The 12,583-nt window shown below is 70.1% G+C and carries 13 protein-coding genes; 5 read left to right on the top strand and 8 right to left on the bottom strand.

The annotated features are described in order from the left end of the window. Positions 1–16 precede the first annotated feature (16 nt). The 5 genes from M2421_RS00070 to M2421_RS00090 all read right to left on the bottom strand — a co-directional run bounded on the left by M2421_RS00070 (position 17) and on the right by M2421_RS00090 (position 5,703). Entirely contained in the window at positions 17–787 is a 771-nt protein-coding gene (locus M2421_RS00070) for an SDR family NAD(P)-dependent oxidoreductase (protein WP_259202448.1), read from the bottom strand. A gap of 77 nt (positions 788–864) precedes the next feature. Continuing rightward, positions 865–3,432, bottom strand: coding sequence for an EAL domain-containing protein (locus M2421_RS00075; protein ID WP_259202450.1), 2,568 nt, complete (start codon positions 3,430–3,432; stop codon positions 865–867). Further along, on the bottom strand, positions 3,429–4,325 hold the full coding sequence (locus M2421_RS00080; protein ID WP_259202451.1) for a hydroxymethylglutaryl-CoA lyase: 897 nt from the start codon (positions 4,323–4,325) through the stop codon (positions 3,429–3,431). The genes M2421_RS00075 and M2421_RS00080 overlap by 4 nt, the downstream gene beginning before the upstream one ends. A gap of 192 nt (positions 4,326–4,517) precedes the next feature. Continuing rightward, positions 4,518–4,904: a VOC family protein gene (locus M2421_RS00085; protein WP_259202452.1), complete on the bottom strand. Its 387-nt coding sequence runs from the start codon at positions 4,902–4,904 to the stop codon at positions 4,518–4,520. Between the two features lie 10 nt (positions 4,905–4,914). After that, a complete protein-coding gene (locus M2421_RS00090; RefSeq protein WP_259202453.1) occupies positions 4,915–5,703 on the bottom strand; it encodes an enoyl-CoA hydratase-related protein in 789 nt (262 codons plus the stop codon). 117 nt (positions 5,704–5,820) lie between these two features. Here M2421_RS00090 and M2421_RS00095 point away from each other — a divergent pair, with 117 nt between their 5' ends. The 3 genes from M2421_RS00095 to M2421_RS00105 are packed head-to-tail and all read left to right on the top strand — an operon-like array spanning position 5,821 to position 8,188. Continuing rightward, positions 5,821–6,078, top strand: a complete 258-nt coding sequence (locus tag M2421_RS00095) for a FeoA family protein (protein WP_259202454.1) — start codon at positions 5,821–5,823, stop codon at positions 6,076–6,078. Beyond that, positions 6,075–7,934: a ferrous iron transport protein B gene (gene feoB / locus M2421_RS00100; RefSeq protein WP_259202455.1), complete on the top strand. Its 1,860-nt coding sequence runs from the start codon at positions 6,075–6,077 to the stop codon at positions 7,932–7,934. The genes M2421_RS00095 and feoB overlap by 4 nt, the downstream gene beginning before the upstream one ends. Continuing rightward, on the top strand, positions 7,934–8,188 hold the full coding sequence (locus M2421_RS00105; protein ID WP_259202456.1) for a DUF6587 family protein: 255 nt from the start codon (positions 7,934–7,936) through the stop codon (positions 8,186–8,188). Before feoB ends, M2421_RS00105 begins: the two co-directional genes overlap by 1 nt. A gap of 160 nt (positions 8,189–8,348) precedes the next feature. Here M2421_RS00105 and M2421_RS00110 read toward each other — a convergent pair whose 3' ends face one another. Genes M2421_RS00110 through M2421_RS00120 form a run of 3 tightly spaced genes read right to left on the bottom strand, consistent with a single transcriptional unit; the run spans position 8,349 to position 10,146 of the window. Continuing rightward, positions 8,349–8,930, bottom strand: a complete 582-nt coding sequence (locus M2421_RS00110) for an NAD(P)H-dependent oxidoreductase (RefSeq protein WP_259202457.1) — start codon at positions 8,928–8,930, stop codon at positions 8,349–8,351. A 53-nt stretch (positions 8,931–8,983) separates the two neighbouring features. Then, positions 8,984–9,385 carry a MerR family transcriptional regulator gene (locus tag M2421_RS00115; protein WP_259202458.1) on the bottom strand — a complete coding sequence of 134 codons (402 nt, stop codon included), beginning with the start codon at positions 9,383–9,385 and terminating at the stop codon, positions 8,984–8,986. Beyond that, positions 9,385–10,146, bottom strand: a complete 762-nt coding sequence (locus M2421_RS00120) for a 3-oxoacyl-ACP reductase (protein WP_259202461.1) — start codon at positions 10,144–10,146, stop codon at positions 9,385–9,387. Before M2421_RS00120 ends, M2421_RS00115 begins: the two co-directional genes overlap by 1 nt. Positions 10,147–10,275: 129 nt before the next feature. Here M2421_RS00120 and dapB point away from each other — a divergent pair, with 129 nt between their 5' ends. Next, entirely contained in the window at positions 10,276–11,016 is a 741-nt protein-coding gene (gene dapB, locus M2421_RS00125) for a 4-hydroxy-tetrahydrodipicolinate reductase (RefSeq protein WP_259202462.1), read from the top strand. Between the two features lie 293 nt (positions 11,017–11,309). Continuing rightward, complete coding sequence (carA, locus tag M2421_RS00130) at positions 11,310–12,440, top strand: glutamine-hydrolyzing carbamoyl-phosphate synthase small subunit (RefSeq protein ID WP_259202464.1); 1,131 nt, start codon at positions 11,310–11,312, stop codon at positions 12,438–12,440. The last annotated feature ends 143 nt before the right edge of the window (positions 12,441–12,583 follow it).

Below are 12,583 nucleotides of genomic sequence, written 5' to 3' on the forward strand. Positions count from 1 at the left end.
GGGATGGGAATGCGGGTTACTTCGGCGCCAGGCGCACCGCGCCGTCCAGGCGGATGGTCTCGCCGTTGAGGTAGGTGTTGCCGAGGATGTGGCCGACCAGGCCGGCGAAATCCTCCGGCTTGCCCAGGCGCGCCGGGAACGGGATCGAGGCGGCCAGCGACTCCTGCACGGCCGGCGGCATGCCATCCACCATCGGCGTCCAGAAGATGCCCGGGGCAATGGTCATGACGCGGATGCCGAAGCGAGACAGCTCGCGCGCCATCGGCAGGGTCATGCTGACCACGCCGCCCTTGGAGGCGGCATACGCGGCCTGGCCGATCTGGCCCTCGTAGGCGGCCACGCTGGCGGTGTTGATGATGACCCCGCGCTCGCCGTCCTCGCCCGGGGTGTTGTGCTGCATGCGGTTGGCCGCGGCCTTGGCCACGTTGAAGCTGCCGACCAGGTTGACCATCACCGTGGCCTGGAAACTGGCCAGCGGCATCGGCGCTTCCTTGCCGAGCACGCGGCCGGCACCGAGGATGCCCGCGCAGCTGATCGCGGCATTGAGGCCGCCAAGGAAGTCGTGCGCGGCATCGATCTGCGCGGCAACGGCGGCTTCATCGCTGACGTTGGTGGTGAAGTAGCGGGCATTGGCCTCGCCAAGCCCGGCCACCGCGGCCGCGCCCTTGTCGTCATTGAGGTCGAACAGGGCCACCTTGGCGCCGTGGGCGACCAGGTACTGGGCCACGGACAGGCCGAGGCCGGAGACGCCACCGGTGATGACGGCACGGACTGAAGACAGCTGCATTGCGTGGTTCCGCTGGTTCGGGAACCGCCGATTCTAGCGGAAGCCGGCGCCGCCGCCGTTGTGCAGTGCGCGCGCGCTCAGTGGTGGTGGACCAGCCGCCGTGCGAATTCGTCGGCCGGCAGCCCCGGAGCGAACAGGAAGCCCTGGCCCACCGACACCCCGAGGGCCTGCAGGAAACGCCGCTGCGGCTCCGACTCGATGCCCTCGGCCACCAGCCCCAGGCCCAGGCTGCGCGCGATGCCGCAGACCGCCTCGCAGACCGCTTCATCGGAGCGGTTGCCGGGCACGCCTTCGACGAAGAGCTGGCTGAGCTTGAGCCCGTGGATCGGCAGACGACGCAGGTAGTTCAGCGCGCTGTAGCCCTCGCCGAAGTCGTCGATGGTGAGCAGCACGCCCATCTCGCGCAGGCGGGCAAAGGTCTGCAGGGTGTCCGGGGCGTCCTCGATCAGCACCCGCTCGGTGAACTCCAGTTCCAGCGCGCTGCCGGGCAGGCCGAACTCGTCCAGCACCTGGCGCACGTTGCGGGCCAGGTCCTCGCCGACGAACTGGCGGTAGGACACGTTCACCGCCACCCGCACGATGCCCAGCCCGGCGTCCTGCCAGGCGCGGATCTGGCGGCAGGCCTCGCGCAGCACCCACAGCCCGATCCGGACGATGTCGCCGGTGCTCTCGGCATGGCCGATGAAGATGTCCGGCCGCAGCTCGCCGAGCTGCGAATTGCGCCAGCGGATCAGGGCCTCGGCCGCCACCATGCGGCCGTCATGCAGGTTCACCTGCGGCTGGTAGACCAGGTGGAACTCGTCGTCGTCCAGGGCCCGGTGCAGGCGGCTTTCGATCTGCAGGCGGTCGTGCTGGCGCTGCGCCAGCTCCGGGGAGAACACCTGCCAGCCGTTGCGGGTGCGCCGCTTGCAGTCGTACATGGCGATGTCCGCGTTCTGGATCAGCTGCTGCGGGCGCAGCCCATCCTGCGGGGCACGCGCGATGCCGATGCTGGTGGTGACCGCGAACTCGTCGCTGCCGAAGCGGAACGGGGTGCTGAAGCCACGGGTGATCGCCTCGGCCAGGCGCTCGGGCTGGTCGGCCTGGTCGCGGGTGTCGCAGACCACCAGGAACTCGTCGCCGCCAAACCGCGCCAGCAGCCCTTCGGTACCGATCGCGGTGGCGATGCGGCGGGTGGCGTCGATCAGCAGTTCGTCGCCGGCGTTGTGGCCGAGCAGGTCATTGACCGTCTTGAACCGGTCCAGGTCGATGTACAGCACGGCCACCCGGCAATGGGTGGGGTTGGCCATGCGCGTGGACAGGTCGTTGAGTACCGCATCGCGGTTCATGATGCCGGTGAGCGGGTCGGTACGGGCCTGGATGCGCAGGGTTTCCTCGGCCTGCTTGCGCGCGGTGATGTCCTGCACGGTGCCGGCGATGCGCGCGGCGTCGACGTCGCCGGCCTCGGCCTCACCGATCATCCGCACCCAGAACGAATGGCCGTCACTGCGCTGGCCCTGCAGTTCCAGCTCGAACGGGGCCTGCTTGTCGATCACGTCCAGCAGCGCCTGCTGCAGCTGCGAGCGGTCGTCCACGCGCAGGCATTCCAGCAGGTGGGCCATGTCGTGCAGCGGCAGCGCCTGGCCGAGGATGCGGTTGGCCTCGTCGGTGAGATACAGCCGCTGCAGGCCGCGGTCCCATTCCCAGCCGCCGATGTGCGCCAGCGACTGGGCGCGGTCGAACAGCGCGTTGGTGCGCTTGAGTTCGGTGATGTCGCTGAACATGCCGAACACATGGTCCGGACAATCGCGGCCGGTGCCAAACACCGGCACGTTGGTGGTGGAGATCCAGATCATCCGGCCGCGCGGGCGGTGGTACAGCCCGACGATGGTGCTGCGGATGATCCGCCCGGTGCGCAGCGATACCGCCGCCGGCCATTGCTCGCGGGTGAGCGGGTGGCCGTGTTCGTCCACGCAGATCCAGTCATCCGGGGCCAGCATCGCCTGCAGGCTGCCGCCGTTGCCGGCGGTGCCGAGGATGCGATGCGCGGCGGGGTTGGCCGAGACCACGCGCAGGTGGGCGTCGAACAGGACCACGCCCTTGTCGATCGACTCCATCAGCAACCGGTAGCGCGATTCGGCCTGCCAGCGGCTGCTGAGGTCGCGCGCCACCGCCACGATGCAGTGCTCGCCCTGGTGCTCGAAACCCGCCGAGTGCACCTCCACCGGGAAGCGGCTGCCGTCGCCGCGCATGTTGGTGACCTCGATGACGTAGGTCTCATCGCGCCGCAGCGCCTCCCACACCGGGTCGAGGTGGTCGCTGGGCAGGTCCGGGTTGAGCAGTTCGATCGGCTGCCCGACGATGTCCTCGCGCGGGCGGCCGTAGGCGCGCACGCCGGCCTTGTTGAGGTCCAGCACCACGCCGGTTTCGCTGAGGATGCTGACCGGGTCGGGCACCGCATCGAACAGCGCGGCGTAGCGGCGCAGTGCCAGCTGGCGCTCGTCCATCGCTTCCTGCAGCGCCTGCTGCACATCGCGCAGCAGGGTCCGCAGGTCGGCCTCGCCGGGGATGCGTGCGAGCGCCTGGTCCATGGCGGCCAGCGCGTGGACGTGGGCGGTGAGGTGGTCACCGACCGCAACGTTCCGGCGCGGGCCGCGGCGACTCATGTGGCCGCCAGCGCCTTGCCGGCCTTGCTGCCGGTCTCGCGGCCGAGCCGCGCGGCCAGCCAGCGGCCGGTCGTGGCCAGCGCCGGCAGGTCGATGCCGGTGCGCATGCCGATGCCGTGCAGCAGGTACACCACGTCCTCGCTGGCGACGTTGCCGCTGGCCCCCTTGGCGTAGGGGCAGCCGCCCGCGCCGGACACCGCCGAATCCACCACGCGCACGCCTTCCTCCAGGCACGCGTCGATGTTGGCCAGCGCCTGCCCGTAGGTATCGTGGAAGTGCACCGCCAGCGCGGCCACCGGCACTTCGGCGGCCACGGCGTGCAGCATCGCGCGCGCCTTGCGCGGCGTGCCCACGCCGATGGTGTCGCCCAGCGAAATTTCGTAACAGCCCATCGCGTGCAGCGCGCGCGCCACCCGCACCACCTCGCTGACCGGCACCTCGCCCTGGTAGGGGCAGCCGAGCACAGTGGAGACATAGCCGCGCACCTTCACCCCATCGGCCCTGGCGCGTTCGAGGATCGGAGCAAAGCGCGCCAGCGATTCGTCGATGCCGGCGTTGGTGTTGGTGCGGTTGAAGGTTTCCGAGGCGGCGGTGAACACCGCCACTTCCTGCACGCCCACGGCGCGCGCCCGGTCATAGCCCTGCTCGTTGGGCACCAGCACCGGGTAGGCGATGCCGGGCCGGCGCTCGATCCCGGCGTAGACCTCGGCGGCGTCGGCCAGTTGCGGCACCCAGCGCGGGCTGACGAAGCTGGTCGCCTCGATGGTGCGCAGGCCGGTCAGCGACAGCTGCCGGATCAGCTCGATCTTGTCGGCGGTGGCCACCGGCTGGGCCTCGTTCTGCAGGCCATCGCGCGGGCCCACCTCGACGATGCGGACGAAGGTGTCATCCATGGCAGGCCTCCCGGCGAACGGGATGGCGCACAGCAGGCTGCGTAAGGGGCGGGGTTGGGGTCACAGGGATACCAGGGAAAGGAGGGTGGCCCACGGTCCCCGGCGGGCCACGAAAGGGGGATACGCGGGATGGGCGACAAAGCGGCCATCCTGCGCCAGGCGCACGCGGTCGTCGGGGGCGACCGCCGGGCGTCAGCCCGGGCGGTGGCAGACCGCTTCGATGTTGTTGCCGTCCGGATCGAGGACGAAGGCCCCGTAATAGTCGGGGTGGTAATACTCGCGGATGCCCGGGGCGCCGTTGTCGCGGCCACCGGCGGCCAGCGCCGCGGCATGGAAGGCATCCACTTCGGCGCGGCTGTCGGCACTGAAGGCGACGTGGACGCCGCCATGGGCGCCGGGCGCATTGCCGATCCAGAAGTCCGGCTTGCAGGTGCGGCCGAAGCCGGCGTGGTCGTGCGCGCCGGTCTGTTCGGCGCCGACCTGCATCACCACCGTGATGCCGAGTGGCGCCAGGGCCTGCTGGAAGAAGGCCAGGCTGCGCGTGAAGTCGGCGCAGCGGATACCGATATGGTCAAGCATGTCCGAGTCCTCAGTCCTGGGTAACCCAATGCGGGGCGCGCTTGTCCAGGAAGGCGCCGAGGCCCTCCTGGCCCTCGGCCGAGACCCGCAGCCGCGCGATCAGCGCGGCATTGTCGCGGTCCAGCGCATCGCGGTCGCGGCCCGCGCTGACCCGACGCACCAGGTCCTTGGCCAGGGCCGAGGCGATCGGGCCGGCCTTGTCCAGCAGGCCGAGCTGGCGTTGCACGGCCTCGTCGATGCGTTCAGGTTCGATCAGCTGGTGGACCAGCCCGATCCGCAAGGCGGTGTCGGCGTCGAAGTGCTCGCCGGTGGCGAACCAGCGCCGTGCCTGGCGGGGGCCGATGGCGTCGATCACGTACGGGGAGATCACCGCCGGCAGCAGCCCCAGCCGGCTTTCGGTCAGGCCGAACCGGGCCGTGGTGCTGGCGATGGCGATGTCGCAGCAGGCCACCAGGCCGACCCCGCCACCGAAGGCGGCGCCGTGCACCCGCGCGATGGTCGGCTTGGGCAGCTCGTCCAGCGTGCGCATCAACTGCGCCAGGGCCAGCGAATCCTGGCGGTTGGCCTCTTCGCTGGCGGCGGCCATGCCGCGCATCCACTGCATGTCCGCGCCCGCCGAGAACGAAGCGCCCTGGCCGGCCAGCACCACGGCACGCACCTGCTCGTCGCGGCCGGCGGCGTCCAGCGCCGCGGTGAGCTGGGCGATCAGGGCCGCATCGAAGGCGTTGTGCAGGGTGGGGCGGTTCAGCCACAGGGTCAGCACCGAGGCGCTGCGTTCTATCCTTAATGCATCACTCATGGGGGTCTGCGGTCGGTCCATACATGTACGGATCATAGCGGGCCATTGGTCACGGGCAATGACGCGGCGCGGCGATGGTAGAATTGATAACCATTCCTATCATCGAGAAGGCGCTCCGTGACGTTGTCCGATCTGGCGCTGTACGACTCCGCCCTGGTGGCGTCCGTGCAGGAACTACACGCAAACGATGCGATCGCCCGCCGTCTGAAGGAGCTTGGCTTCGTCGAAGGGGAAGAAGTGCGTCTGGTAGCCCGTGGTCCGGTCGGCGCCGAGCCGCTGCTGGTGCAGGTCGGGTTCACGCGCTTCGCCCTGCGCCGCAGTGAGGCGTCGCGCATCGTGGTGACCGCGCTGCCGGGCGGGGAGGCGCGCGCATGAGCGCCGCGACCGCCGCCCTGCGCGTGGCGCTGGTGGGTAACCCCAACAGCGGCAAGACCGCGCTGTTCAACCAGCTGACCGGCAGCCGCCAGAAGGTGGCCAATTACACCGGCGTGACCGTGGAGCGCAAGGAAGGCCGCCTGCGCGCGCCGTCCGGGCGCGAGTTTGCCGTGCTCGACCTGCCGGGTGCCTACAGCCTGCAGCCCGCCAGCCTGGACGAGGCGATCACCCGCGACCTGTGCCGGGGCTTCTACCCGGGCGAGGCCGCGCCGGACGTGCTGCTGTGCGTGATCGACGCGACCAACCTGCGCCTGCACCTGCGCTTCGCGCTGGAGCTGCGCGAGCTGGGCAAGCCGATGATCGTGGCGCTCAACATGGTCGACGCCGCCCAGCGCCGTGGCATCAAGATCGACGTGCAGGCCCTGGAACAGGCGCTGGGCGTGCCGGTGGTGGAAACCGTGGCCGTGCGCCGCAATGGCGCCCAGGCGCTGGTCGAACGGCTGGACGGCATGGTGCCGCACCTGCAGGCGCCGGTGGCGGCACCGGCCGAAGACCGGGACTACCACGCCCAGGTGCGCGCCATCCTGGCCGCCGCGGTGAGCATGCCCACGCGCACCGCGAAGGTGGACGATGCGCTGGACCGATGGCTGCTGCACCCGGTGTTCGGGCTGTTGACCCTCGCAGTGGTGATGTTCCTGATCTTCCAGGCGGTCTATGCCTGGGCCACGCCGGTGATGGACCTGATCGAGGCCGGTACCGGGGCGCTGGGCGAGTGGGTCGGTGGCGCGCTGCCGGAAGGGCCGCTCAACAGCCTGCTGACCGACGGCATCATTGCCGGCGTGGGCGGGGTGATCATCTTCCTGCCGCAGATCCTGATCCTGTTCGCCTTCATCCTGGCGCTGGAGGAATCGGGATACCTGCCGCGGGCCGCGTTCCTGCTGGATCGGATGATGGCGGCGGCCGGCCTGTCCGGGCGCTCGTTCATCCCGCTGCTGTCCAGCTTCGCCTGTGCCGTGCCGGGCATCATGTCCACCCGCAGCATCCAGGACCCGCGGGATCGCCTGGCCACGATCCTGGTGGCCCCCTTGATGACCTGTTCGGCGCGCCTGCCGGTGTATGCGCTGCTGATCGGTGCGTTCATCCCGCAGAAGCAGGTCTGGGGCGTGTTCAACCAACAGGGGTTGGTCCTGTTCGGCTTGTACGCGGCCGGCATCGTCAGCGCGCTGCTGATGTCCTGGTCCATGAAGAAGTGGCGTCGCGACAAGAGCGAGCACCCGTTGATGCTGGAGCTGCCGTCCTACCGCATTCCGCACCCGCGCGACCTGGCGGTGGGGCTGTACGAGCGCGGCATGATCTTCCTCAAGCGCGTGGGTGGCATCATCCTGGCGCTGACCATCCTGTTGTGGGTGCTGCTGTCGTTCCCGGGGGCACCGGAGAACGCGACGATGCCGGCGATCGACTACAGCTTCGCCGGCCAGATCGGGCACGCGATGGCGGTATTCTTCGCGCCGCTGGGCTTCAACTGGCAGATCTGCATCGCCCTGATCCCGGGCCTGGCCGCGCGTGAAGTGGCCGTGGCGTCGCTGGCCACGGTGTATGCGCTGTCGGCTGCCGATGATGACGCCGCCAGCCAGGCGCTGACCCCGCTGATCAGCGATGGCTGGTCGCTGGCCACCGCGCTGTCGCTGCTGGTCTGGTACATCTACGCGCCGATGTGCATTTCCACGCTGGCCACGATCAAGCGCGAAACCAACTCGTGGAAGCAGATGGGCTTTGCCACCTTCTACCTGTTCGCGGCCGCCTACATCGCCTCGCTGGTCACCTACCAGGTGACCGTGGCACTGGGCGGCGGCTGATGGACGCCGGCCTGCTGCTGCAGTACGCCGTGATCGCGCTGGCCGTGCTGGTCAGCGCGTGGGTGGTGATGAAGAAGCAGTTCCCCGGCGTGGTGCGCAGAATCCGCGGTGCGATCGCGCTGGTGCTGGTCAAGCCGCAGCGCGCCGCCTGGCAGCAGGCGTTGGGGCGCAGGATCGCACCGCCGGCCAGCGGCAATGGCGGGGCCTGCGGCGGCTGCGACAGCTGCGGCCCGACCCCGCCCAAACAGCATTGAGCCGGCGCACCCGTCGCGCCATCGCCCGTAGAGCCACGCCATGCGTGGCTGGCACAAGCCGACGCACCATCACCGGAGAGCCACGCCATGCGTGGCTGGCAGGCGTCCGCACGCCGGAACCAAGGGCAGCCCCGCATGGCGTGGCTCTACCCCCTCCATTTCACCTGGCCTGGCGGCCCAGTTGCTCGGCGTGTAGCAGCCACGCATCCCGCTGCGCCGGGGTGCTGTTGCGCACCGGGCCGAGCCCGGTGATCCGCACCGGCTTGATCCCGCAGAACTCCAGGATGGTGCGCCGGATCTGCTGGTGCCCCGGCATCCGGTACACCCAGCGGTAGTACCAGGGCGGGGTGTCCAGCGTGGTGATCACCCGCGCGCTGCGTCCGGCCAGGAGCCGGTCCCACCACACCGAATCCTTGCGGTAGCGGAACGCCATGCCAGGCAGGAAGGCGCGGTCGAAGAAGCCCTTCAGCAGGGCCGGCATGCCGCCCCACCAGGTCGGGTAGACCAGCACCAGGTGCTGGCACTCCGCGATGGCGGCGTTGACCTGCTGCAGGGCCGGCTCCAGCGGCTGGATCTGGCGGTAGCCATGGCGCAGGATCGGGTCGAAGGCGAGTTCGCCGAGCGCGAACAGCTGCACGGGGTGGCCGGCGGCCTGCGCGGCCTGTCGGTAGCGCTCGGCCAGGGCCCCGCACAGGCTGTCGCGGTCGGGGTGGCCAAGCAGGATAACGATCGAACGGGACATGGGGGCGCTCGTGAGGGGAGCACGCAGCCTACGGTCTGCCCCATGGGGCAGAGTCAAGCGGCCAGGCAGTTACCGCTGGCCATGCACGCATCCAGCGGCCCGGTGTCGCCGTGGCCGATCAGCACGACCACCTCGGCGCGAAGCTGTGTCAGCGCGGCATCCAGTTGCTGCAGGCGCTGCATGTCCGCGCGCACCGCCTGCTGCCGCTGCGCCAACAGCGCCTGCACGCGCAACCAGTCGATGCCGCCATCGGCGCGCCGCAGCGCGGCCACGTCGGCCAGCCGGAAGCCCAGCGCAAGGGCCTGCCGGATCAGCAGCACCAGGTTGAGATCCTGCTCGCTGTAGTCGCGGTAGCGGTTGATCCGCGCCACCGTGGCCAGCAGCCCGCGCGCCTCGTACAGGCGGATGGCCTTCTGGCTGGCGCCACTGCGCCGCGCCACCTCGGAGATGCGCATCAGTCGCGCACCAGGCCGCCGTCCACCACCAGGTTCTGCCCGGTGACCGCGCGCGACCAGGGCGAGGCGAAGAACAGGGCGGCATCGGCGAACTCGGCCGGGGTGGTCACGCTGCGCAGCGGTGTGTTGGCCGCGATGTAGTCGAATACCGCCTCCGGCGTGGCCGCACTGGCATCGGTGCTGCGCAGCAGGCCGCCGGACAGCATGTTCACGGTGATCCCGTCCGGGCCGAGGTCGCCAGCCAGGGTGCGGGTGAGCGACAGCAGCGCGGCCTTGGCCGCGGTGTAGTCGTGGTAGGGCACCACCGGGTTCTGGAACAGGTTGGTGCCAATGTTGATCACGCGCCCGAAGCGCTGCGCGCGCATGCCGGGCAGGGCGGCCTGCACGGTGTTCAACGCGCCGCGCACGCTGCCTTGGAACTGCGCGTTGAATGCCTGCCAGCCGATCGCATCGGCCTGGGCGCGGGCGTCGCCGTTGAACGAGAAGGCGGCCAGCGCGTTGTTGACCACGCTGGTGACCTCGCGACCGAAGTGCGCGCGGGCCTGCGCGAACATCGCCTGTACCTGCGCGGGGTCGGTGACATCGGCGCGCACCGCGAGCGCGGCCGGGCCCAGGTCGGCGGCCAGTGCGCTGGCGGCGTCGGCGCTGTGCAGGTAGTTGACCAGCACCTGCGCGCCTTCGCGCGCAAAGGCGCGTACCAGGTGCTGGCCGAGGCCGCGGGCGCCGCCGGTGACGAGGACGAGTTGCTGGGAAAGCTGCATGGCGGACCGGCGGCAAGGAGGGGGCGCACAGGGTAGCAAGCGACATCGCGCCCCGGCCGGGCGCCTGCCTGCATGGCGGTGGCGTTTTTCCCCTTGTGCAGGCTTGCCGCCACCCGCTAGCCTGCGCGCATGACCAACACACCTCTTCGCCTGCTCATCCACGGTGCCTCCGGACGCATGGGCCAGGCCCTGCTGCGCCTGGCCGCCGACCATCCCGACCTGCAGGTCGTCGCCGCGGTGACCCGGCGCTCGCCGGTACAGCGCGTGATCGACGGCGTGCCGCACTTCGCCGCCAGCGAGCTGGCCGGCGCGCCGCCGTTCGACGTGGCGATCGATTTCAGCCTGCCCGAAGGTTTCGACCCGGTGCTGGCGCTGTGCGTGGAGCGCCAGGCCGGGCTGGTGTCGGGCACCACCGGCATCAGCGAACAGCAGCGTCAGGCGCTGATCCAGGCGGCCACCGGCATCCCGCTGGTGTGGGCCTCCAATTTCAGCCTGGGGGTGGCGGTGCTGGACGAGCTGGTCGAGCGCGCCGCGTCGGCGCTGGCGGGCTGGGACTGCGACATCGTTGAATCGCACCACGTGCACAAGCAGGACGCGCCGTCGGGCACCGCGCTCACCCTGGGCGCGGCCGCGCAGAAGGGCGGGGCCGAGCCGCACTACGCCAGCCTGCGTGCCGGTGACATCGTCGGCGAGCACCTGGTCCAGTTCACCGGGCTGGGCGAGCGCATCGAGCTGACCCACCGGGCCACCAACCGGGACATCTTCGCCCGTGGCGCGCTGTTCGCCGCGCGCCAGCTGAATGGGCGGGCGCCCGGCAGCTACCGGGTGCGTGACCTGTTGGCCGGCCCGGCGCCCGCCAGCGCCGGCTGAGCCGCTCCCGGCACAGGCCACCGTCGATCGCCGCCAGTGCGCGGGATCGGCGGGTCGGGCCAGGCTGAACAGGCCCGGGCCAGCCTGAACCGAGGGCGGGCCCGGCATCGCCGTACGTCAGCGCATGCATGTAAACGCTGGCATCGCAGGCCCCTTGCCTTTACAATTCCCGCTCGCCGAATCACGACAGCCGGACCGGTCCCGCACCGCCGTCCGCGCTTTTTTGCAGCCGCTTTTTCGTGAAGCGCAGGCGTGACTTCGGTGACCCCATCGGTAGCCAAAGTGAGAATTCCGTGACCCAAGCCGCAATCCTCGTCCTCGAAGACGGCACCGTATTCGAGGGCGAATCCGTAGGCGCGCCCGGCCTGTCCGTCGGTGAGGTGGTGTTCAACACCGCGCTGACCGGTTACCAGGAAGTGCTGACTGACCCTTCCTACGCCCGGCAGATGGTCACGCTGACCTACCCGCATATCGGCAACACCGGCATGACCGACCAGGACGACGAGGCCCACAAGGTCTGGTCGGCCGGTCTGATCGTGCGCGACGTGCCGCGCCGTCCCAGCAACTGGCGCAGCCAGGTGTCGCTGCAGGACTGGCTGCTGCAGCGTGGCGTGGTCGCCATTTCCGGCATCGATACCCGCAAGCTGACCCGCATCCTGCGCGAGCGCGGCGCGCAGAACGGTGCGCTGATGGCCGGTGACGGCCTCAACGTGGAGACGGCACTGGAAGCGGCACGCAAGTTCCCGGGCCTGAAGGGCATGGACCTGGCCAAGGTGGTAAGCACCGACAAGGCCTACCCCTGGACCGAAGGCCAGCTGGACCTGGACAGCAACGAGTTCGTCAGCGCTGCGCCGAGGTTCAAGGTGGTGGCCTACGATTTCGGCGCCAAGCTCAACATCCTGCGCATGCTGGCCGAGCGCGGCTGCGAGATCACCGTGGTGCCGGCGCAGACCCCGGCCGCCGAGGTGCTGGCAATGAACCCGGACGGCGTGTTCCTGTCCAACGGCCCGGGCGATCCGGAACCGTGCGACTACGCGATCGAGGCGATCAAGGTGTTCCTGGACAAGAAGCTGCCGGTGTTCGGCATCTGCCTGGGCCACCAGTTGCTGGCGCTGGCCTCGGGTGCCAAGACGGTCAAGATGGGCCACGGCCACCACGGTGCCAACCACCCGGTGCAGGACCTGGACGATGGCCGGGTGATGATCACCTCGCAGAACCACGGGTTCGCGGTGGATGAAGCCACGCTGCCGGCGACCCTGCGGGTCACCCACCGCTCGCTGTTCGATGGCACCAACCAGGGCATCGCGCGCACCGACGTGCCGGCGTTCTCCTTCCAGGGCCACCCGGAAGCCTCGCCGGGCCCGCACGACGTCAGCCCGCTGTTCGACCGTTTCGTGGACCTGATGGCGCAGGCCAAGGCCTGACGCGTCGCCGCCGGCGAGCCCGGCGGCATCGCGACGGATCGCGACGTCCTGCACTGCCGCCGCCTTCGGCGCGGCGCTGCACCCCGGAAGTTTCCTGATCGACAGCGTGCGATCACCCCGACACGCTGTACTGACTTAGAGAA

The organism is Stenotrophomonas sp. BIGb0135, assembly GCF_024810105.1.
Lineage (GTDB): Bacteria > Pseudomonadota > Gammaproteobacteria > Xanthomonadales > Xanthomonadaceae > Stenotrophomonas > Stenotrophomonas maltophilia_AB.